Annotated in this window: 18 protein-coding genes and 4 pseudogenes; 10 read left to right on the top strand and 12 right to left on the bottom strand. The window is 58.1% G+C overall.

From position 1 onward, the window contains the following. Positions 1–196: 196 nt before the first annotated feature. A complete protein-coding gene (locus AM571_RS23595) occupies positions 197–652 on the bottom strand; it encodes a phasin (RefSeq protein WP_010024976.1) in 456 nt (151 codons plus the stop codon). 438 nt (positions 653–1,090) lie between these two features. Between AM571_RS23595 and AM571_RS38480 the strand changes: the two are divergent. Further along, a pseudogene (locus tag AM571_RS38480) lies at positions 1,091–1,262 on the top strand (IS66 family transposase); the annotation flags it as partial. Positions 1,263–1,290: 28 nt separating this feature from the next. Here AM571_RS38480 and AM571_RS23585 read toward each other — a convergent pair. From AM571_RS23585 to AM571_RS37620, 3 genes and pseudogenes are all read right to left on the bottom strand, one after another. Then, a complete protein-coding gene (locus AM571_RS23585; protein ID WP_010011748.1) occupies positions 1,291–1,791 on the bottom strand; it encodes a helix-turn-helix domain-containing protein in 501 nt (166 codons plus the stop codon). A gap of 98 nt (positions 1,792–1,889) precedes the next feature. Beyond that, positions 1,890–2,348, bottom strand: a complete 459-nt coding sequence (locus AM571_RS35840; RefSeq protein ID WP_011053402.1) for a hypothetical protein — start codon at positions 2,346–2,348, stop codon at positions 1,890–1,892. A gap of 136 nt (positions 2,349–2,484) precedes the next feature. Then, positions 2,485–2,559: pseudogene (locus AM571_RS37620) on the bottom strand (hypothetical protein); the annotation flags it as partial. Here AM571_RS37620 and AM571_RS35830 point away from each other — a divergent pair. Continuing rightward, the gene (locus AM571_RS35830; RefSeq protein ID WP_237358605.1) at positions 2,524–2,790 is read left to right on the top strand and encodes a hypothetical protein; all 267 of its coding nucleotides are present in this window, start codon (positions 2,524–2,526) and stop codon (positions 2,788–2,790) included. The pseudogene AM571_RS37620 and the gene AM571_RS35830 overlap by 36 nt on opposite strands. Positions 2,791–3,579: 789 nt before the next feature. Here AM571_RS35830 and AM571_RS23565 read toward each other — a convergent pair. After that, on the bottom strand, positions 3,580–3,756 hold the full coding sequence (locus AM571_RS23565) for a DUF3606 domain-containing protein (RefSeq protein WP_004668584.1): 177 nt from the start codon (positions 3,754–3,756) through the stop codon (positions 3,580–3,582). A 474-nt stretch (positions 3,757–4,230) separates the two neighbouring features. On the opposite strand from AM571_RS23565, the gene AM571_RS23560 reads away from it, so the two are divergent. After that, positions 4,231–4,425 carry a hypothetical protein gene (locus tag AM571_RS23560; RefSeq protein ID WP_004668585.1) on the top strand — a complete coding sequence of 65 codons (195 nt, stop codon included), beginning with the start codon at positions 4,231–4,233 and terminating at the stop codon, positions 4,423–4,425. Positions 4,426–4,483: 58 nt separating this feature from the next. Then, positions 4,484–4,594, top strand: a pseudogene (locus AM571_RS36535) (IS630 family transposase); the annotation flags it as partial. Positions 4,595–4,803: 209 nt separating this feature from the next. Here AM571_RS36535 and AM571_RS37615 read toward each other — a convergent pair. After that, positions 4,804–4,981 (bottom strand): annotated as a pseudogene (locus AM571_RS37615) (IS630 family transposase); the annotation flags it as partial. 173 nt (positions 4,982–5,154) lie between these two features. Continuing rightward, on the bottom strand, positions 5,155–6,066 hold the full coding sequence (locus AM571_RS23555; RefSeq protein WP_004668587.1) for a LysR family transcriptional regulator: 912 nt from the start codon (positions 6,064–6,066) through the stop codon (positions 5,155–5,157). Positions 6,067–6,307: 241 nt separating this feature from the next. Here AM571_RS23555 and AM571_RS23550 point away from each other — a divergent pair, with 241 nt between their 5' ends. The 4 genes from AM571_RS23550 to AM571_RS23535 all read left to right on the top strand — a co-directional run bounded on the left by AM571_RS23550 (position 6,308) and on the right by AM571_RS23535 (position 9,944). Continuing rightward, entirely contained in the window at positions 6,308–6,973 is a 666-nt protein-coding gene (locus tag AM571_RS23550) for an ABC transporter permease subunit (protein WP_018247166.1), read from the top strand. Positions 6,974–6,977: 4 nt separating this feature from the next. Then, a complete protein-coding gene (locus tag AM571_RS23545) occupies positions 6,978–7,727 on the top strand; it encodes an ABC transporter permease (protein ID WP_016737468.1) in 750 nt (249 codons plus the stop codon). A gap of 57 nt (positions 7,728–7,784) precedes the next feature. Then, positions 7,785–8,627, top strand: coding sequence for a transporter substrate-binding domain-containing protein (locus tag AM571_RS23540; protein WP_011053397.1), 843 nt, complete (start codon positions 7,785–7,787; stop codon positions 8,625–8,627). 81 nt (positions 8,628–8,708) lie between these two features. Continuing rightward, positions 8,709–9,944, top strand: a complete 1,236-nt coding sequence (locus AM571_RS23535) for a CapA family protein (protein ID WP_004668595.1) — start codon at positions 8,709–8,711, stop codon at positions 9,942–9,944. Positions 9,945–10,015: 71 nt separating this feature from the next. Here AM571_RS23535 and AM571_RS23530 read toward each other — a convergent pair whose 3' ends face one another. The 4 genes from AM571_RS23530 to AM571_RS23515 all read right to left on the bottom strand — a co-directional run bounded on the left by AM571_RS23530 (position 10,016) and on the right by AM571_RS23515 (position 14,465). Continuing rightward, on the bottom strand, positions 10,016–10,501 hold the full coding sequence (locus tag AM571_RS23530) for a helix-turn-helix domain-containing protein (protein ID WP_018247165.1): 486 nt from the start codon (positions 10,499–10,501) through the stop codon (positions 10,016–10,018). 376 nt (positions 10,502–10,877) lie between these two features. Further along, a complete protein-coding gene (locus AM571_RS23525) occupies positions 10,878–12,284 on the bottom strand; it encodes a hypothetical protein (RefSeq protein ID WP_018247164.1) in 1,407 nt (468 codons plus the stop codon). Between the two features lie 2 nt (positions 12,285–12,286). Next, positions 12,287–13,543 (bottom strand): MFS transporter, encoded by a 1,257-nt coding sequence (locus AM571_RS23520; protein WP_004676106.1) that lies wholly within the window; start codon positions 13,541–13,543, stop codon positions 12,287–12,289. Between the two features lie 70 nt (positions 13,544–13,613). Beyond that, positions 13,614–14,465: a helix-turn-helix domain-containing protein gene (locus AM571_RS23515; RefSeq protein WP_157214064.1), complete on the bottom strand. Its 852-nt coding sequence runs from the start codon at positions 14,463–14,465 to the stop codon at positions 13,614–13,616. 288 nt (positions 14,466–14,753) lie between these two features. Here AM571_RS23515 and AM571_RS23505 point away from each other — a divergent pair, with 288 nt between their 5' ends. After that, entirely contained in the window at positions 14,754–15,767 is a 1,014-nt protein-coding gene (locus tag AM571_RS23505) for a class I SAM-dependent methyltransferase (RefSeq protein WP_004676105.1), read from the top strand. A gap of 163 nt (positions 15,768–15,930) precedes the next feature. Continuing rightward, positions 15,931–16,401, top strand: a complete 471-nt coding sequence (gene rctB, locus AM571_RS23500; RefSeq protein ID WP_004676103.1) for an SMa0974 family conjugal transfer regulator — start codon at positions 15,931–15,933, stop codon at positions 16,399–16,401. Between the two features lie 104 nt (positions 16,402–16,505). Here the strand turns inward: rctB and traA are convergent, their stop codons facing one another. Further along, the gene (gene traA / locus AM571_RS23495) at positions 16,506–21,164 is read right to left on the bottom strand and encodes a Ti-type conjugative transfer relaxase TraA (protein ID WP_018247162.1); all 4,659 of its coding nucleotides are present in this window, start codon (positions 21,162–21,164) and stop codon (positions 16,506–16,508) included. Positions 21,165–21,219 lie beyond the last annotated feature (55 nt).

Raw genomic sequence — 21,219 nt, 5'->3', positions numbered from 1 at the left:
CAGTTCAAACCGTCCAATATGTCACGCCGGCCGCCCGCGATCCGTTTTCAGGAGCTTGTTAGCTGGAGCTATCGAGATCGCAGGACACACTTTCCAGCTCTCTCCCGACCTGATGGTCCCCGTCACCATCTTTTCCGTCCATGAATAAGGTAGGCCGCCCCCGATCAGTCCAGGCGATTTAAGTGCGAGTCCGCTTTTACGTCGCCTTGAGGTCCGTCAGCACCTTGTCAAAAGCATCCTTGACCGGCTTTGAGATTTCCTCCACCGCCCTGCTTGAGAGCACCCGGACTTCCTTGGCGTGCTGCAAACTTGTCTCAACGCGCTTGCGGAAAAAGGTCGACTGCTGTTCGAGGATCTGCGACGGCGAATTCGCGCCCAGCAAAGCTTGCAAATGTGAGAAGCTGGCCTCGGCGTCGGCCTGCAGTGCAGCGATCGTCTTCCACCACAATTCGTTGCCGAATAGACTTGTCGTTTCGAGGATCGGAGGCAGCATTTTCTGTGTCGCTTCAGCGCCGGACGCAAATTTCAAAAAAGCCTCTGTCACCTTCTTGTTCCCCTTTTCAACAGATGCGCCGAACTGATCTGGCACCTTGAGCGACGATGACCCCGGGTTTTCGATCGTTTCAAAGGATCTTTCGGAAATCTTGGTCATTGCATTTTCCTTCTCTTTGAGTTGGTTGCAAGCTGTGACATCGGGATTGACCCTTCCGCCGGCGGACTATGCATGGCCGCTTGGTAGAACGCGGATCCGATGACGAACGGTCAGGTGGCCTCCGTTCCGTTCGTTTCATGAACCGGCATAATGCAGACTGCTTTCTGCCGCTTGTAACCAGGGATCAGCAAACACCATGCCAACTGCTCCGACGCGCCAAGAAGATGATTTTCTTTTATCAATGGGCGGGTTGAGGGCAGGTTGATGTGTATTTGACGGAGAGACCGGCGAACAAAACGTTCCAATCACGACAAACCTGACAAAAGTGGCGGATGCCCGACATCTGCGAGAAATGTCGACGGTTGCGCTGGGGACAAGGGAATTCACGTGGACTTCAAATCGCGCCAAGGATCATGTGCCTGTTCGTGGCTAAGGGGCGTTACCCGGAAAATCAAAACTCGCGGAGCTCTCCGCTATTCCATATCGCGCCGCGATATCTTCGAGCGCTTCCTGAAAGACGGCCGCGTCGAAGTGGACTCCACATGTTGAGCGGGCAATCAAGCCCCAGGCGTTAAGAAAAAATAGCCTGTTTGCTGAAGGTGACGAGGGCGCGACATACTCCTCATCTGATGATGTCCTTATAATAAAAGAGGATTTTGAACCGGATCCTGAGATATCGGACGCCGGGATCGCCTGGCATCGGCTTCGCGGCGCACGGTTTCGTGTTGAAGGTCGGAAAGCTGGATGATCCACGGCGCTCCGGTGCATAACTGGCGAGCGGGAAGGACACCGCTGCTGACCATCCGGTAGGCGGTAGCTCGACTCACCTTTAGAATGTCGGCGGCCTCGTCGAGGGTTCTCTCACCGCGTTCGGCCCGTTCACCTTCTCGATAGACGGAGATGCCGTGGATGTTGCGAAGACTGCAGACGTGGCTTCGCGTCCAGCTGGCGCCATGCCCTGTCCGCTTGCCGGATCGATTCAAGATTGCTGCGATCGACAAATCGGGCAACTGCCTCGCCAAGTTGCGAACGAGATCGACAACATCAGCCTTAACTGCCCAGCGGGTCTGGCCGATCTTGTTTTTCTTCACCGTCATCCGGGTGTGATCGCCACCCTGCCAATGAATGACGAGCGCCAATGTGTCGTCAACGGTATCGACAATGATTTCTTTGATCAGCAGCCGAATGATCTTTTCGCGTGTCTCGATAGACGCGTCGGGACCTGTCCCATGCCTTATTATAGATCGCTACCGAGCATCATCAATCTTGTACGGTCGTCGGCCGATAAAGCAGGCGTGTTACGGTCGGTCGAGAGCATCTCGAACTGGACCTCGAGATCACGCAATAGGATCAGCTTCTCATTCCAGCGCCGCTCCAGTTCGCCGGCGACCAACCGATTGCCCGGATCGACAGCATCATACTGGCGGCGCGCCCTGGCAGCCTCGTATTGTGCTTGCTTGATTAAGTTCTCGAGTTGCTGTTGATTGTCGCTATGACGCTGCGTGTGCGCCTCCATTGCCCGCAAGGCCGCCTCGATTCCCAGAGGTTGCAATCGCTCGAGCACCTCCTGCGCCACGGCCCGATCGACCCGCATGCCGCCGAACCCGATACAGTTGCCGACCGCCATGGCGCCGAACGTGCCGCGACAAACATATCGCTGCGTATTGCCGCCTTTCCCGGAGTATTGAATGTGCAATCGGCGACCGCAGCGACCGCAACGGAATAGTCAGGCAACAAAGCTTGGCGCGCAGTTCAACGAGTTTGGTTGCCGAAAGGCGCGGCGCAGCTACGATCTCGATCGAACTTGCCGCAGGATCAAACATCCATGCCGGAATTTGAAATGAACCACCGTGTGCCAGAATGAGCAGATAGTGAACGCCTTCGTGCTCATGGCTGCCGGTTACCAAGACGGTTTGGTCAACCAGTGGATGGAAGGGATAGGTGACCCTTGCTTCAAACGTCGGAAATCCGGCATTATGAACCCGGCTCGGAAGGCGGCGGCAGGACTTGGGCGACGATCGCGACGCTGCTTCAAACTGCATTTTGCCGCGCGCGGCAAAAGCACGTTTATGCTGACCAGCAAACTATGCCGATTAACCGACTTTGCCAACGTTTCCGGCACCATAGCGGCCGCCTAGTCGGCATAGCTTAGGGTCTCTCCGTCGCGAAGGAGAGGACACATGAACGCAACTCAGGATCGCATCGCCCTATGCAGGAAGCTAGTCTACAGTCCACATCGGGACGACGATGCACGTGGCACTCGCTAAGCCTGTTTCGGGATCTGATCGACTGCCATGTCGGCAATGGAATACTCCGCAGGATTTAAGCGAGGTTCACGTCGACCGCTTCCCTGAGCATCGTTTCAAACACTGGAGACCCGACTCGGGCGATTGATCGGCGCTCCGCCGCTCGCCTTTGGCGTTACGGGAGAATGGCTTAATACCGACCGCGCTTCCTATTCAGCGCAGTGAGCACGAGAAGATCGACGATGCTGGCCGGTCCCAAAAACGGGATGGCAGCTTCTAGAAGTCGATTGAACGGACCGGTCGGGACCGGCGTCCGCACGCGGTGCCCCACGGTCTGTCGGCCTCTGAATTCTGTTCTGCAGGTAAAGTCAGCCGACGCCGTCGCGTATCGCGACTTTGGAGCTCGTTGGGTTCGCTCGCCAGCCCCTTCCTCATGCGATGCGGCTCCGCCCCTTTGCAAGAAACGCTCCGGCGTCCCAATACTTTTGGCTTTGCTCGACGGCGCTGTATCCCGCAGCTTCGATAGCCTTGCTCCGAAACGCTTCCTGCGGGGTCGTCAACTCCTGCAGTCAGGCGCCTTCCGCCGCTGCGTTATGATCCGTCGGAGCCAGACTTTCAGCGGCTGTTTCCGCCGCTGACTTTATGGCTGCGGACCCTCACGGTTGAACTCTCCAACCCGGATTAGTGCCGGTCGAGTTCGGCTTCGACCTTCTTGCGACTGTTGCCTACGTTCTTCACGGTCTTCTTCACCGCTTCCTTGGAAATGCCTTCCTTCCGGGCTTCGTACTTCACCTCGTGATCCTGACCACCTGCGACGCGAGCACGATCCTGGCTGCGGGCTTTGGATGTGGTTGCCATGGTGAGATCCTCCTAATGTCGGTCCTTACGAACGGGCGCCGATTCAATAAGTTCCGGCCTCCGTTATGGTGAGGCGCGCTTCGGCGATGTCGCGGACGCGCTGCACATGGCCTCGGGCGAGATGGTTCACTTCGACGATGAGATCGCGCAAGGCATATCTGCGACCGCAGTTAATCAGTAGCGGACAATTCTTCCCAGGCAGTTGGTACGGCTCGTCGTGTGCCTATGAGCAAACCCATGGATTGATTGTCATAGAAAGCAGGACTAGAACAACAGCGCTAATGCAGGAGCGCTCGGCATCCGAACGCAGAACAAGATCGCGGCGGAAGCCACGCAAGAGCGTCGTCTGCGAAGAGAAACCAAGCGGCTCGGCAGGTTGCGGCTAACCTCTGACCGAGTCGGCACCACGAAGGAGCCAACCCATCGGGGACAGATCCCCCTCAGCCGCTACATCAACGTGATTTGGAGTTTGGAATGGATCAATTTGCTACCGCCGACAACACCTCCGCAGCCGCTCGTCGCCGCAAAGCCAGGATTGCGAAGGGCTACAGCCTTGAGGACCTGGCCATCGCCACCGGACTTACGGTCGAGGAAATCGCAGCGGCCGAGGAACCCCTTCAGATCGTGCCTCAGCACCACCTCGAGCGCATTGAGCATGTGATCTCATAGCTTCCGTCGCCACCGGCACGCGGTCCCGGTTTAGGGGCCGCAGTCAACCACGGAGGGCGCGGAACGAAAGATCGATGCTCTATGGGACGTCCTAGGCGCATTGATGCTCCGCTTCACGCCGACAGAATGCGCAAACTACTTCAGGGCTGCTGGATATGACCCGGATTGAACAGGATTTGCTCTAGTCGATATTGCGTCCAATTGAAGTGTCATCCGCCATTTTAAGATAACTGCAGAATCACTTAAAGAGAACATGGCACCAATGATCGCACAAACAACCGGTCCGCTTCTGCCAACCGACGCAGTTCCGATTGTCGCGATGTTCTTCTACGATATGGCGCAACTATCTGCTCGGTGGCTTAGGTAAGCCACCGCCGTTCGCGGCTTGTGGCTACTCATCCTGCCGGGCTGCGCTGTCCGTCGCGTCACGCGCCGCACCCAATCGATCGCGATGCTGATGCCAATGCGGAAGCGCTTGGACGCCGCCCGGCACCACACCCCTCCTGTATCACCGCTTCTACAACTTCTCGCGGTTATTCGAAACAGGTCTCGCCATCCAGCTCAGCCTCCTGACCGGCCAGAAGGATGAATCCGATTTGCGTCATAGGGAATCCTTCTCACGGGTCTACCTAAAATCATCCCGCTCTAAGCTTACGCGCACAACTCGCGGTTCAGCATGAACTCGCAACATCTGTTTTCCGGTGCGAGGGTCATACCTCGATGCGATCGTCAAGCAGCCCGATCTGTCAAAGCCGCGACTATCTCTTCCAATGCAAATCTTAGGCTATCACTCAGCTTTCGATCTTTTTGCCAAACGACGACGTAGTGATATGTTGCCCCTGGCTGAAATTCGCGGAATGCAACGTCGAATTCAGCATATTCGCTCGCAATAATCTCGTTCGTAATCGAGACGCCGATCCCTGTCATGACATAGCCAATGTCATTGCCATTGGCGTCATATTCCACGGCGATGTCAGGAGCGGTTCCCATATACCGAAGGGCATTGACGCTCATTTGGTGAGAGGCAAATTGCGGGTCGATGTCGATGATCGCCTCACCGGCAAGATCTTCGGCAGTAACAAGCTGCTGTGCCGCAAATCGATGGTTGACCGGAAAAAGACATACGTTGGTGGCTGAGCCGACCGGCATCCAATCAAGAATGCGCTCATCAAGAGGCAATCGGGAGATGCCAAGATCCGAGCGGCCGTTTAACACATGATCTGCAATCTGCTGATAGGTTCCTGTTTTCACCTGAACGGCGTAAGAGCGGCTTCTCTCCCGAAGCCTTTTGACCACTTTCGGCAAGGTCGCGAAGGAGAAAGCGCTTGGCGCCGCGATGCCGATCATTCGCGTATCGTTGCTCCGCAGGAAGTCGATTGACGGTCCGATCCGATCAAGTCCGGCAAACGCCGCGTCGATTGTGCGTAGAAATTCCCATGCCTTGACGGTGGGGATCAACCTGTTGTTTTCCCGGCGAAAGAGTGCGAAGCCGACAGTCTCCTCTAGCTGCTTGATGTTTTGGCTGACCGCCGGCTGGGTTATTCGCAACATCTGCGCTGCGAGCCTTTCCGAGCCGGCGCGCATGACCTCCCGTAATATTTGAAGGTGGCGGATCTTCACTCCGGAGTCGGTGATGTCCATGGCCGGGAATCTCAATCGTGGTCGAGCGACGCGCCTCATAAGTTGCGCTTATCAAAACTTCCTGAATCTTATAAATTGACGGCGGCAAGTCAAAGTATATTTTTGACATACGCCAAACTTAGAGCGCTGGTTAAGCTAATAAATCCAATCTACCCTCGGTTAATCTCGGCAAGCCCTTTGTATATGTCGGGAGAATAACTTTCCTATTTCGGCGCGCTCGCAAGAATATTGGAGACTTGCATTGTACGCATTTGTAGATCAATTTTTATCTGGATTGAAGAACACACTTTTAGTGTTTGCCTTGAGCTGCGCTTTCGGGACCCTATTAGGTTTGCTTATTGCCGTTCTCCGCAACTCGACCCGCAAGTCGGTTTCATCGTGCATGCGGGCCTACACGGGCATCATCCGGGGTGTTCCGGAACTTCTGATCATCCTCCTGACGTATTTCGGCGGAACCGCCCTTTTGAGCGCGATTACCGGTGGCTACATCGAGATTAATGCATTTGCGGCCGGTGTCGCGGCACTGACCGTCGTATTCAGTGGGTACGCCGCGGAAATATTCCGTGGTGCGATCAACGCGGTTGCACCAGGCCAACGAGAGGCTGCAGCGGCGCTCGGGCTTTCGAACGCGCAGATTTGGTTTCTGATCATCATTCCCCAGATGATCCCGATCGCTCTGCCGGCATTCTGTAACCTCTGCATCTCCTTGATAAAGGATACATCGCTGATTTCCGTCGTCGGGCTGACGGATGTCATGCGCGTCGCCTATATAGGCGCAGGCTCACTGCGCGCTCCACTCCCCTTCTATCTCGCAGCGTCTGCAATCTACCTCGCCCTCACAAGCCTGTCGCTTCTTTCGTTCCGGTTATTGGAGCGCCGCTATTCGCTCCCGGCGATGAAAGGTTGAGGCAATGAGCATGACCATCGCGCTTGAAGCGTTTCTCACCCTTCCCCGCGGCCTTCTTCTCACTCTGGTTCTGACATTCGCATCGCTTGCCGCAGGCTTCGCCGTCTCGGTCCCGCTCGCCTTCCTACGGGCATCATCAAATCCGTGGGCTTCCGCGCCCGTGCTGGCATATACCTATGCGTTCCGCGGCACGCCACTTCTGGTTCAGCTTTTCCTGATTTACTACGGGATTGGCCAGCTTCCCCTCGTCCGCCAAAGCTTTCTATGGGCCGTGATGCGAGAGCCATTCTGGTGCGCCTTCATTGCTTTCACCCTGAACAGCGCCGCCCATACGACAGAAGTTCTGCGCGGCGGGATCCAGGCGGTCCCGCGTGGGCAGATTGAAGCGGCCAAAGCCTTGGGCCTTTCCCGTTTCCACACTGCCCGTCTTATCGTGTTCCCTTTGACCCTCAGGATCGCTCTTCCCGCCTATGCAAATGAGGTGGTTGGAATGCTGAAGGCAAGCTCCCTTGCAAGCACCATCACGCTGCTTGAGGTGACCGGGCTCGCCCGACAGCTGGTGTCGGAGACATTCGCCCCATACGAGGTCTTCATTGCCGCGGGGGCTTTCTATCTGCTGCTTACCCTCTTGATCACGCAAGGTTTCCAGATGCTGGAGACGCGTTGGACGCCGACGGCAAACCGTCCACCGCCGGCGCAACCTGTACCTCGAAGAGCGAACGGAAAGCCGCCTCTCGCCTCGGCTGAAACTTGACGCCAGCCCACATCCCGGACGCCAACAATCAAACTCAGCAATGAAAGGAACATCGTCGTGAAACGAACACTTCTGCTTGCCCTGTCTCTTGTCGTCTGCGCCAACAACGCGGGAGCAATGGACAGGAAGACACTGACAATCGCCTCTGAAGGTGCTTCGCCGCCCTGGAATGCCATCACCCCCCAAGGGGAGCTCGCCGGCTTTGACATCGACGTCGGCCGCGATCTTTGCCGGAGGATGAAGTTCGAGTGCACTTTCGTGCCTCAGGACTGGGACGGAATCATACCGGCGCTCACCGTTGGAAAGTTCGATGCCATCATGTCGGGGATGGCGATAACTGAGAAGCGGAAGAAATCTATCGCTTTTTCCAAGCCCTACGCCGGAGGTTTCAACCAAGTTGTCATACGCAAAGATCTCAATCTTCCGCCCACGGATACGTTGGCCGAGCTCGACCTCACAACTATCGACCCTGAAAAGCAGGCAAAGATCGAGGAGCTTCGAGCCGCTCTCAACGGCAGAACTTTGGGCGTATTGCGATCATCGAATTCGGAAGCGGTGCTCAATGAACTGTTCGGAAAGGTCGCGACGATCAGGAGCTACGATTCCCAGGACAACATGCATCTCGATCTCGTGGCTGAGCGCATCGATGGCGGTCTTGCCGACTATTTCACCTGGAAAGCCTTCCTCGACAGCACGGATGGCGGGATTGCGACGCTCTACGGCCCGCGGCTCTCCGGTGGCCTGTGGGGCCCGGGTGTCGGCGTCGGGCTCCGGCAAGATGACGGCGAACTGGTTGCGGCATTCGATAGCGCCATCGAGGCCGCCACGAGCGACGGAACCCTGAAGCGGCTGAGCGAGCAATGGTTCAAGATCGATGTTTCGCCGCAGACATCGAACTAGACACTGGCTTTCCGACACGCATTTCCCCCGAAGCCATAGCGCGTGAGCAGTCGGCAGTCCCAAAGATCGAAGGTAGACCATATGTCCGCACCCTTTTCCATTGCTGTCACCGGCCAGTCGCTCATCCGTCATGATCTTCGAACGATCGGCGATCCACGGCTCGCTGAGATCGCCGAGATCCTCAAAGCAAGCGATGTTGCCTTCACCAATCTCGAGACGACTATCTATGGTCGTCATGGTGGATGGCCGCTCAAAGGCAGCTATTTCGGCGCTGCAGCGCCGGATGTCTTGGCGGCGTTGAAGGAGCTCGGTTTCAATAGCCTGGCTCTGGCGAACAACCATGCTTTCGATCTTGGACCGCCGGGGATCCTCTCGACGCTGGAGGAGGTTGCGGCACACAATTTCCTGCATGCCGGCATCGGCCACAACAAGCATCATGCTTCCACGGCACAGAAAATGACGTTCGGATCCCGAAATGTCGCGCTGATTGCCATGGATGCCGGGCCAGGCCCGTCTTTCATGTACGCCGAGGACGCAACTGAGGGCAGGATAGCAAGGCCCGGCATCAATAGTCTGAAAGTCTCCAGGGTATTCGACCTGGAAGCGGGAACATTCAACTTGCTTCGCTCCATTCAGGAGCGTCTTCTAAGTTCGCCCTTGGAGCGCGCGAATTATGCCCAGCCAGAGGATCCGCCTGATCTTCATGGCCAAGACGAAATTGATTTCTATGGAACCGTGTTTCGCAGATCAGATGAGACCGCTCGCCGCATCGTCATGGACCGGCACAGCGCCAGGGCTCACCTTTCGGCGATCGCGGAAGAAGCGGGCCGCGACACGCTCGTCATCGTGTATTTGCATCATCACCATTGGGAGCCGAACTGGCAGCAAGTCCCCGTCTGGGTCCGCGAATTTGCGCACGATTGCGTTAACGCGGGCGCAGGCCTCTTTGTCAGCCATGGCGCTCCGGTCCTTCAAGGGGTTGAGATATATCGGAATACGCCAATTTTCTACGGCCTTGGCAACTTCCTCTTCCATACGGAAAAGGACGAACAGGAATGGAGCCCGCCGGAAGTGTGGAGGAGCGTCATCGCGACCTGCAATTTTGGATCTAGCGGACAGCTGGAAAATGTACGCTTGCGTCCGATTGTGATCGGTGGAACCGAGGCATTATCGAATCCTGCACGCGATCGCCTCCCCTTCCCTGTGCTCGCCGATGGCAGAATGGCGGCAGACATCCTTGACGATCTTGCCGACCGCAGTGCCGGTTTTGGCACTGTGCTTGACCGAGAGAAGAACGTTGGCCAGATCGCTTTTTAGAACCTGCAGTATGCGGCGATAACTCTACGAACCGCTGACCAATTTTTGCGGCCGCGCTCTTGTTGGTCTTTTTATGGGGAAACGTCCTTGTGTTCTTCCATCTCTTCATCGACAATCGAGCTGACGAGGGCAACGACCCGGCTGCGCACACGCGGAGAAAGGAGCAAAACGTCGTCTATCAGACGCCGTCCCTCCGCCGTGGATATGTAGGCAATCTTCCCATCGATCTCTGTTATGAATTGCTGGCCCTGAGTGGTTTCGGGATCTGGAAGGCCTTCGAAAAACCTCGAAACCGGGATCTTGAGGCAATTGGCAAGCTCGTAGAGCATCGAAGCGCTGACGCGGTTCTTACCGCTTTCATATTTTTGTACCTGCTGCAAACTCACCCCGATGCCGGCGCCGAGATCCCCTAGGGAGACATTCGACTGCATTCGGCGGATACGGATTTGCTGTCCGACATGCCGATCGACTGGATGTACCGACTCGCGTGCAACATCCGACTGTTTGGCTTGCGCAGGTCTCGAAGTCCGAACCTGGGCTGCTACATAGCGCTTCATGGTGGTCACCCCGATGGAGAGTTTCACGCGGTGCGCCCCCGCTGAAAACTCGCTCAACCCACTGATCGGGGAGTTCGTAACCGTGCTAGACGGCCCTGTGGCCTTTAGTTCCGAGGAACCTGGACATACGCCACAGGCTCCTCGACCGAAGGTCAAGGAGTGTGGTGCCGAATCGGCCGGCACCAACCGCTAACAGGGGTTACGAAGCCCCAAGGCAGCGCGTACTGCCTCGCTGCCAGCTTAGTTGAAATCCGCCCGCCGCGCAACCGAATTCTTTACAAAATTCAATAGCTTCGCTTTACGCGCGGACACTTGTCTCAAAGCGAGAGGTCACGCTTCGGGCGGTAAAGTGGTCAGAAAACCAAAGGAGGTGCGATCAGCGGAACGCCCATTGCCAGGATTGTCTGCCCACTCTCCCGGAGGAATAGGCTACCGCAAGCTCCGCCCATAGGGGGTCCTGGGTGAAGCTGGAAAGGGGCCCGCAAGCGTCGATAATGCTCATCTTGCCGAACAGCCCGAGAAGCGTTTCAATTCCCCCACGGCTAAAAGCATTCAACAGCGAAAATGGCTCGCACGGCGAGGAGATGATGCGATGGCCCCAAACCCCCGGCCGTTCGTCCTTTGACAGTGCGTTGAGAAGCTGTGTGTCACGATGGTTGTTCCTCAACGCCTCGCAGAATGCCCAGCGCATCAACGGATAATAGATCGTATGCCGACTTCCACCCAGGACACGCACGCCAGGCAGGATCGACGTTACGATGAACATCAGCAGAAGGTTCGGAACGATCCGGCCAGTTCTCAGGGCCTCCACAAGACTTGGCGGCGAGAATTCAACACAGACATCATCTGTCGCCTTCGACCGGAGGACCCTGCCATCCAGCCAAAGTGGAAAAAGCCGCCCTTCAATGCAGCCCCAGAAAAAATGCGTCGAGTTTTTCAGCCAGCCTCGCCAAGCCGTGTCAGCGAGTTGATCGATGCAGTGGATGAGGCGCATCGCGAATGCTCGGTCCTCGATCAGCGAGGCTCGCAGCCAGGACCGGCCATCGGAAAGGTGATCCGCGACCAGATCGGCAACGTCGGTATCGTCAAGCTGAAGAAAATCGACCTGGCTGTCAGAATACCGCTTCCAGAGGCAAAGATTTGCCGCTTTGATCGCCTCTGCCGCCGACTGGAATTCGCCCCGAGGCAAAAGGTCTCGCAAGCACGAAATTGCCTCCGAGTCATCACCGGGCCTGTCGACGTTTTGAAGATGGAACCTGTAGCAGCCGTTTCTGCCAAGAATGCTGTAGGGGATCATTTTGCTGCGCGACAGCCCGAAGACGTTGACTGCATCGCCATCGACGTGGAGCCAGGCCGGACCCTTGCGACCGCGTTCTACGAACTTCACTGTCGAGCAAGCGTAGGAGATATAGGATGTCCTGCCATGCGCGCGAAGTCCCATCAGGGAGAACAGATGGGTGTAAAATGCGTCAGGCTCGATCAACAGGTGGAGGTGGGGGCCACACTGCAGCACCGGAGCGACTTCGATTTCGGTTTGAAAGCGCGATGCGGCTTCTGCTGAATAACCCTGACGTTGCGCGACGGCCGCCACGCGTGACCGCAATAAAGACATTGCCTGGCTTCGCGCGACGCACCCCGATTGATCCGATCCAACCGAGAAAGCCGCCTTTGCGTAGTCGTTCAGCGATGCCTGCTCAAACTGACGCAACCAAGGGAATAATTCAAAAATGAGGGCCAACACCTCACCTTTTGAAACCAGGTCGCTATTGGGCGACGTCTCCATCCTCAGACGAACCGGCTTTCCGCCGGCGCTCCCCGATCCATGTTAAAGTAAAAGAAGAGCGCGACGGTCACCATCAGCGCCCCGAAGAGGCCGAAAATCCCCGAAGGTGGAATTGCGTCTCCGATCGTCCCGATGATGCCATACGCAAGAAGCCCTATCGAAACACAGATCGTGTGGATCTGGCTTCGCGCCCGCCCCAACATGTCAATCGAAACAGTCGATTGAACCCGTACATCGATCAGGATTCGCGTGACATTGTAGCAGAAGCCGAGCAACACCAGTTGAACGAGCGCTGACAAAAAGCTCTGGAAAACCGGAAAGCCCAACAGAACAATGCCAGCGAGCGCCGACTGGAAGAGGATGCTTTGTCGTCGCGAACGCGCCCTTCTGAGAAGAAGGGTTGAACAGCCCGCCATCGAACCGAGGGCCCAACCTGCCTCGAGATAACCGAACTCTAGCGCCGACCCCATGAGTTCGCGGGTGACATATGCGACGCCCAATACACTCACAAGCATGCCCATCGCATAGGTCAACGCATACATGACGGCGGTGGTCTTCAGTGAGTGAACGACGAAGGTCGTCGGCAACAGATCCATCCGACGAATGCTCTTTGCCTGCAAATCCGATCGAGAACGAGAAGGCGGCTGTCGGCCGAGCAGTGCCAGCAGCCCCAACAGTGATAGGCCGAAAAAGGCGCCAGGCAGGATCGACGTCAGATTCATCCCGATGGCGGTTAAGCTGTACCCGGTGACGATGGCGGCGATGAGATTGCCCGCCTGCATCGCAATATAAGACGCCGAATTGAATGAAGTGAGGTTCTTAGGACGAACGATGTCTGGAATGATGGCCTGCAGCGCAGTCGAATAGGTTCTGTCGATGAACGCGAAGATGGTCCACGATAGGCAAAGAACACCAAGTGGGTCACCGAACGAGAGACCAATACCAGTTGAAAATATGAGGATCAACCTGGATAAATCGCAAGCGATACAGACGAAGCGACGATCAAATCGATCAACTAGAACCCCACCAACATTGCTGGTGAGCAACTCGGCGGCACTGCCGAGCGCCAAAAGGATAGCTAGAGCGCTCGCGCTCTTGCTGACATCTGTCGCAGCCCATGCCGCCAGCACGAAGTAGACATTCCGGCCAATGGCCGACGCCAGAACACAGAAGAGATAGATGCCGCGAGAGGCATAACACCCTATGCCGCTGTTTTCTGTTGCGCCCACTTCATCCAAACTCCCTACTGGCAGGTTCATGGGGACATGCTATTCTTCTGAAGAGCTGGCGGCTTTCATGAAATTGATATTATCTCTCGTCCAGAACCAGCTATTCTTTCCAGAGCGCCCGGTACTCGGCAGGGGAAAATCCCGTCTCTCGGCGAAATCTGGTCGAGAGGTGGCTCCCGCTGGAGTAGCCACAGGCGATGGCGATCTCGGTCACGCTGATCGCAGTCGTGCGGAGAAGGTCGGTCACGCGTTCAAGACGGCGTTGGTTATAGAAGCCATAGGGCGTCGAGCCTTGCGACTGCTTGAAAGCGCGGGAAAAATGCTCGTAGGTCAATCCCGCCTCTTCAGCCAGAGCGCGCACGCTCGGAGGTCGATCAATGTGAGCTTCAATTCGCCCTATTACGCGCTTGAGAACCGTAGGCGACAATCCTCCTCGAGACAATCTGCCAGATGTGCCGGAGCGGCGCTGCAGAAGTCCGAAGATAGCCGCGAGGTGCCCTTCAACGATCAGACTCCCCACGGAATCGTCGTGTGAAAGTTCTCCGGCAATCTGCCGCGCCAAGCATTGGATCGGCAGATCTCTAAATCCAAGCTCCGGACGTAAGGTGCCTACGCGCGGGAGCTTGGTCGTGAGGTTGGAAAAAAAATCCTGCGTCACGGTTATCATAAGATAACAACCCTCAGCATCGCCTTCATCCCAACCGCTCCAATGGCAACCGGGCGGAATGTAAACAAGCGAGCCGTCTGGACGCGGACTGAACTCGACTCTTCGTCCGTCCACAAAATTTTCGCCGGATGCCGCCGTACCCCTTATGTTGAGGAAGATCAGGTGGTCATCCGCGACAACGTCGATAACCTGTCGCCCGAGACTGCGCCGGCGAACGACATCTGCGCGGGCATGGCTCCAAAGGCCTTGCTGGTGAAGGATGATCTCCCCTTGTGACTTCTTCATCCTCTCGGGGTGAATTGATGGAATGATCCCCACTCGAAAGCTGCTCCCCTGAAAAACCGGTGTGGTAGCGACCCTACCTCACCCCAAGTTGTCAACAAGCCAGGCTTTAACCTCAGGTCGAATTTCATGTCAATTTCATGAAAACCAATCAAAATCGTGGATGCGAAAAGATGACGTTCGCGATCATCTTCTGCCGACATCATCGCTGACGGCACAATCTTTTCGGGATGCGCGATTTCCCCCTGAACCCCAAAAACGCGATGGTGCGAGAGAAAGGCAGGCTTTCGCATGCGTGAATTTGCCGACTTCATTGAGGAGTGCGACCGTGCCCCTCGCCTTAACGAGCTTTCTGAGTTTTTTTCGACCACCGCATCCGGTGAGGCCGGAATGCCTATCCGTCCGCCTGAGCTCGATCGCCGCTTGTTCCCAGTGGACATGACGTTCAGGCGCTTTTCAGCCCTTCATCCGCTGCGCCGAGGTCCATTCGATAAGCACTACTTGAGCAGCATACCCTACCGCCTCGAAGAGGAGTGCCGCATAGGCGGCGCGATCCTCAAATACGCGCGGGCCAGAAAGGGTCAACTGCAACTCTACACGCTAGGTACAGCCGAGGGGACGATGGCTCGTGTGATCGGCGAACTTGGCAAGGGCAGGATAGAAACACTGTCATGCAGTCCCAACGTCGAAAACCTTAGAAGCTTCTATGCCTATGGCGTTCCTCCTCATGCCATGTTTTTTCACGGACCATTTCATTATTTGACATCGCAAAGGGTCCAAGAAGACGTGGAGCTCCGAAAGTTTGGCAGCGGTTTCGATATCATCCTCGAGGACACGACTTTCCAGATGTATTCGCCAAATCGCTTCGATCAGATCCGTTTCGTCTCGCAGCATCTCAAGACCAACGGGCTCTTCATGTTCGTCGAGAAGTTCAGGCATGAAGACGCCGAGGAATATCGGCGGCGGGAACGCCAGAAGGACCATAGCTTCAAAGCTCGCTTCTTCAGCGCGTCAGATATTCGCGCCAAGGAAGAGACGGTGCTAACGCGAATGGATCGAAACGAAGTCACCCTTTCGGAGATGAGCGAAACACTACGCCGGTTCTTTGGACACTCATTCGTCACCTGGAACAGCGGCAATTTCTACACGCTTGTCTCCAGCAACAGTCGGGAGAATCTCGACCTGTTCCTATCGAAGCTGTCCCCACCCGCGATTCCGGCAGAATATGTCTATGCGGACCTTCCCTACCGCCTTTACCCGGAATCCGAAGCAAGGCGGCTATCGGGGCGATCTTGGACCCTTTAGCGATTCCTCATCTTCACCGTCGCGTAAGCGCAACTGCGTCACGTCTTCACGAGCCTCAACTGGAACAACGTTCGCGTCAGCAGAAAGCGCTCCATCACGTTGAGCAGCCCTCAGCGCTTTGCCACCTCTAAAAGCCTTTTTTCTCCAAATAGGCAGGAACAGCATGAAGAAATCGATTGGCGAAGTCCGTCACTTCGTTGAGCTGAGCCCGCCGTGCAACGCGCATCTGGTCCTGCCACGAGCGCCATCATTCGCGGGTGAGGAAGATGTTCCAAAGTGCGTGCACGTCGCCGAAGCGTGTGTCGCAATCACGCGCACGCAGCACGTTGCCGACAAGATCTGCACGCAAATCGAGGACTTCTACCAATCCCTCGTCTCCGTGGGACCTGACAGGTTTCTAGCTTTCGAAGGTGGAGGCGCGATCATAAGGCCGACCAGTGAAAGCCTGTTCTTCACGGTCTCAGCGCGAGACCTCGTCACTTTCTGTGGCATCCGCGCGCTGCTGGAAGCAGGCTTGTTTCTGGCCACGTCCGTGTCCGAGGGGGCTATAGAGTGGCTTCACGCAGACGGCACCCGATCTGGTGAAACCTGCAATCGCCTCTACAACGACCGCTGCGGAACGGACGAACAGTAGCTTCGACCGCTCCGCCACCCAAAGGAAGATCGATCTCGGGACAATCGGGTCGTAGTGCTTTTCCAATCGACCAACCATTTCGTCCCCCCGCTTTTCTTCGAGTCTCAGAGGTTGATGCCGCGAGCGCGGCTAGCAGCCCTTTGGCGCCGCTCCGCTATGATCTGCTCACTGCTCTGCAGACGGACAGTCTGCTGCAGGACCTTCAGCCGCTCCTGCATCGCCTCGAAAGCTCGACGCTGCGCCGGCGGCACGCGGTTGACAAGATCCTTGTCACCCCGGACGAGGGCATTGCGACCGAAGCGCTCGTCGAGCGCTCGGCTGACAGCGGCAAACTCCCGGGCAATGCCCTGCTCGAGGGAAGCGGCGGAAACACTCAGCTTCCTGCTGTCCTTCCTCACCTCGACCGTCAGGTGCGCCAAAGCCTCTTCCGCAGCTTTCGAAAGAGCTGGAATGGCAACCGCCATGCGCCGCCGTTCGTCCGTGATAGCCTGGCGTTCGGCATCGAGGGCATTGAGGTGGGCCGCACCGAGCGCGCGCAGGCGCGCTGCAGCTTCCGGCACGGCCCGCATCGCCTCTTTCCGCTCCTGGCCGGACGCCAGCATCCGGTCCAGCAGGCGATTAGAACCGCGCAAAGCCCCATAGGCGGCCGGATCATTGGTCACCGCGGCGGCGATTCGATCAGCAGCAAAGCCTTTCCGGAGCAGCTCCTCGATCTTGCCGACGGCGCCCGACGGATCGCGCCAGATCATTGTCGCGGCGTTGGCCAATGCGCCACGCTGCTGGCGATAGAAAGGGTTGGAGAGCGCCCGCAATCGAGCCTCATCGTCGACCGACGTCTTGAACACGATGACGGCAGCAAGCATCGGCGGCACGGCGACATTCTCCTTCCCCGGTCCGTTCTCTGTCTCTTGGCCCCGAACAACACTGGCAGCCATGACGATCTTCGAGCGATCCTGCCGCTCGGCGAGATGCTGCGCCTCGGCAAAACGTTTGACCGCTTCGAACAGCCGGGCCAGCTCCTCGCGCCGGCCGGCCGTCAGATCTTCCGGCAAACGCTCGGTCATATTGCGTTCAGCAACCGCATCCGCCTTCGCGGTGAATGCGCTCCAGCCGAAGCGTGCCGTTAACGCTTCGCTGACCGCCTTGATCTCCTGCACGACCGAGCGGTCCTCGGCGGCAAGCGCAAAGGCGCTCTTATAGGCGTCGTCCCCGTCCCGGTTGCGCACCGCCTCGATCTCCATAAGGCGCGCCATCGCGCGCTCGGAAAGCGCCGGGATCGATAATGACATGTAGGAGCGCCGCGTCTGCTCACGCATTTCGAACCGTTCGGCATTCCGGCGGAACCCGGTCGCATGGGCCCGGGCCAGGGGAAGCAGTTCCTCCAGGGCTGCCTTTGCGACCTTGCGCTCGGAAAGCGCCGCGCCTCCGTCGACGATCAGCTCGGAGCCACGCAGCCGGCCGAGCCGGTCGGGTGCTGCGGCAAGATCAGCAGTGAGCCTGCGGGGTTCGGTGCCGGTGTCCGAGGCGAGCGCATTCAGGGCGACAAGTGCTGCATCCGGATCCCGGTAGATCTTAGTAAGCAGCGGTCGCAGCATCGTTTCCCGCTCCGTCCAGGCCGGTGACGAACGCTGCGCCAGCCGCGCATCCGCCTCGACACTCCTAACGAAGGACGTGCTCGGCGGGATCAGATACTGTGGTTCGCCAGCGCTTGCGCTCGCGATGGTGTGGGATTCAGTTCGCGCCTCGTTGTAGGCGAAGCGCCGTTCCCGCTCGATGGCAAAACCGAGCGCCACGCTTGCCCGCTCCCAGAGCTTTTCCACCTGCTCTCGCTTTGCGGTAATCCACGTCCAGCGCCGGGAAAGGCTTTCCTCCATCTCGGCGGCAGCAAGCGAGAGATGATCGAGCCCGCGGCGCCGGGCGAAGTCTTGCGCCTGGGCGCGATAGCCCGCCTCGCTCTCAAAATCGAGCGTCGTCGTCTTGGCACCGGAGCGCGACAAGCGTTCGACGAGACGGCTGAACACATCCGGCCGATGACTTTCCCGTTCGATGCGCTCCTGACGCGCTTCGGCGGTTTCGATCTGTCTGGCCGTCCAGACATTGCGGTCGACTTCCCTCTCCTCGTAACGCTTCTGACCTGTCTCCTCGTCGACAATGGCAATCTGGACCTTGACCCGCTCGACACCATCCTTGCGCAGCGTGATGGTGTCGCCGTCGGAGATGCCGGCATCGTCGAGCGCTTTCGGCAGGCTGACGCCCCAGAGCCGATGGGCGGTTCCGTCGTCCGTCCTGACATCGGCATAGGGGCTGTCGTCGGCATCCTCGTCCTCGGGCCGGAATTTGGCTTCGCCGGTTTCGACAAGCTCGCCGGTGACACCGGCGGCATGATCGACACGCGGTTTGCGTCCCCATTCCGGTCTCGGCTCAAAATCCTCTTTCGCCGCATAAAGATCGACGCGGTCGCGATGCCGGGTCATCGACACATAGGTCAGATGCCGGTCCATCATGCCGGTGGCGAGCACGAAGGTGCGGTCGACGGTCGACCCTTGAGATTTGTGGATCGTTGCGGCATAGCCGTGGTCGACATTGTCATAACTGTCCTCGCCGAAGACGACTTTATTGCCATTGTCGAGCAGAACCGACAGCAGCGGATCGCCGCGTTTGTCGCCGGTCGCGGTGACCGTGCCGAGCATGCCGTTCTTGACATATTGCGGCCCGGAGTGCTTGGCCCGCGGCTCGAGGAAGCGGGCGTTCTCCAGGAAGATGATGCGGTCGCCGGCGGCAAATTTTCGCGCCCCGCGCTCGGTCCGGAAGCTGCGGCTTTCGCCGAGGGCATTATCGCCGGCCATCACCTCACGCAGCGCCTCGTTGAGCTTGCGGACATCGTCGTTGGTGTGGGCGAGCACCAGCAGTTCATCACCGCGAAGACGGCCATCCCTGCCCTCGGAGATCGAGCGACCGATTGCGTGTTTGCGTGCCTCTGTCCAATCGACCACAATCCTGTCGATCGTTTCCTCGCGTGTGCCCGCCTCGACCAGGTGGCCCTGCTGGGTATAGGCGTCGAGGCCCTTCTCGACCTCGCCGCGGGCAAACAGCCGCGAGGCATTACGTGCCCAGGCCTCACGCTGGCGGCGCACGCCGGCAAGCTCTGCAAAGCCGATGCGTTCGGTAATTGCCCGGAAGGCAGCACCGGCCTGGATCGGCTGCAGCTGCATCGCATCGCCGACCAGCACGACCTTTACCTCAGCCTCCTCGGCAATCTTCAGCACACGGGCCATCTGCTGCGAGGCCACCATGCCGGCCTCGTCGATCACCAGCACATCACCGCGATGGAGCGTATCGCGGCCATTGGCCCAGGCCAGTTCCCAGGAGGCAAGTGTCCGCGACTTGATGCCGGAACTGTCTTGCAGCCCTTCTGCGGCCTTGCCGGCAAGGGCTGCACCGATCACCCGGTGTCCCTCGCCCTCCCAGGCAAGACGTGCGGCAGCAAGCAGCGTCGATTTGCCGGCGCCGGCAAGGCCTACAATAGCGGCAATGCCACCATCACCGGTGACATGACGGACAGCATCGACCTGCTCTGCATCGAGCCGGAACGGAGTTTTGGGATCGCCGCTCTCGATGCTCTCCACGCGTTCGATCGCCACCGTCACATTCCGCTCGGAAACACCGAAGCCGCGACGCTCCGACAAAACCCGCGCCGACTGCGCCATGTCGTATTCGATGCGCAGCATCTCCCGCGTCGTAAACACCGCGGGCTCCGACACCTTTCCTGTCTCTGCCTCGATCTCCTTCGGCTTCAGTATGACCAATTGGTCCGACGCCATCAGCCTGGCGCGGATGTTGGCAAAATCGGTGGGATCGTCGACGTAACGGTGCAGCGCCCTGGCGATATCCCTCTCGTCGAAGGTAGAGCGTTCATTGCCGAGCTGCTTCAGCAAAAGCTCCGGCTCTGAAAGCAGCCGATCGGCCATCTCCTGGCGGCGGGCGAGATCGGCCGGCGCGAAGTGGAGCTCCCTGCCCTTCCTCGCCAGCGCCGCCTTCTCCGGCCCGAGATGTTTTTGCGCGATCCCGTCGAGGCCCTGTTCGGCATAGGAGCGACCGTCGAGGCGGATGTCATGTCCGGCCAGCGCCAGATGCCGGTTGGCCGTTTCCGCCCAGGCGATCTTCCACGCTTTCATCGTTTCCTTGTCGCCCGCCCAGACTTTGTAGACGATCTTGCCGTTCGGGCGGTCCGGCGTGACGACACGCAGCGGCTTGCCACCCTCACCAAGCACTGGAACCTTCTTTGCCCCGAACCCCTCCTCCGTCGCCGGCCGGAGCGTCGTCATCAGGTGGATGTGCGGGTTGCCGTCCTTGTCGTGATAGACCCAGTCGGCGATCATTCCTTTCGAGGTGAGATTGTCGCGGACGAATTCGCGCACCAGCGTGATATTCTCGGCCCGCGTCAGCTCCTCCGGCAGCGCGATGATCAGTTCGCGGGCGAGCTGCGCATCTGCCCGCGTCTCGAAGGCGTCAACGGCATTCCAAAACACTTCGCTGGCCTTGCTGACGGACTGACCTGATATCGCCGACCGCAGCCAATCCGGGATCTCATCCGGCAGCGCCAGTTCCTCATACATCAGTTCGCCCGCCCCACCGCGATAGCTGAACGACGTTCCCGCCTGCTCGTCCATCATCCGGGCGCGGTGGCGATAGGCGGCAGCCGAGACGATGCTGCGTCCCGATCCCCTGCTGATCACCTGCGCTCTGACGAACATGATCGCCACTGGCGTCTCCAGACTGGCCCAAGCACGTCGCGACAGCGACGTATATTGCGCCCTC

Origin of the sequence: Rhizobium etli 8C-3, from assembly GCF_001908375.1 — a bacterium.
In the GTDB taxonomy this organism is placed as follows: Bacteria; Pseudomonadota; Alphaproteobacteria; order Rhizobiales; family Rhizobiaceae; genus Rhizobium; species Rhizobium etli_B.
Note: the sequence above shows the minus strand (reverse complement) of the source record. Positions and strands in the feature narration are given on the sequence as shown.

Coding starts and splice junctions, on each gene's coding strand:
- AM571_RS23525 (WP_018247164.1), bottom strand. CDS start 12,284: ATGGAGACGTCGCCCAATAGCGACCTGGTTTCAAAAGGTGAGGTGTTG.
- AM571_RS23555 (WP_004668587.1), bottom strand. CDS start 6,066: ATGGACATCACCGACTCCGGAGTGAAGATCCGCCACCTTCAAATATTA.
- AM571_RS23565 (WP_004668584.1), bottom strand. CDS start 3,756: ATGGCAACCACATCCAAAGCCCGCAGCCAGGATCGTGCTCGCGTCGCA.
- AM571_RS23545 (WP_016737468.1), top strand. CDS start 6,978: ATGAGCATGACCATCGCGCTTGAAGCGTTTCTCACCCTTCCCCGCGGC.
- rctB (WP_004676103.1), top strand. CDS start 15,931: ATGAAGAAATCGATTGGCGAAGTCCGTCACTTCGTTGAGCTGAGCCCG.
- AM571_RS23515 (WP_157214064.1), bottom strand. CDS start 14,465: ATGAAGAAGTCACAAGGGGAGATCATCCTTCACCAGCAAGGCCTTTGG.
- AM571_RS23535 (WP_004668595.1), top strand. CDS start 8,709: ATGTCCGCACCCTTTTCCATTGCTGTCACCGGCCAGTCGCTCATCCGT.
- AM571_RS23520 (WP_004676106.1), bottom strand. CDS start 13,543: ATGAACCTGCCAGTAGGGAGTTTGGATGAAGTGGGCGCAACAGAAAAC.
- AM571_RS23505 (WP_004676105.1), top strand. CDS start 14,754: ATGCGTGAATTTGCCGACTTCATTGAGGAGTGCGACCGTGCCCCTCGC.
- AM571_RS23560 (WP_004668585.1), top strand. CDS start 4,231: ATGGATCAATTTGCTACCGCCGACAACACCTCCGCAGCCGCTCGTCGC.
- AM571_RS23530 (WP_018247165.1), bottom strand. CDS start 10,501: ATGAAGCGCTATGTAGCAGCCCAGGTTCGGACTTCGAGACCTGCGCAA.
- AM571_RS23595 (WP_010024976.1), bottom strand. CDS start 652: ATGACCAAGATTTCCGAAAGATCCTTTGAAACGATCGAAAACCCGGGG.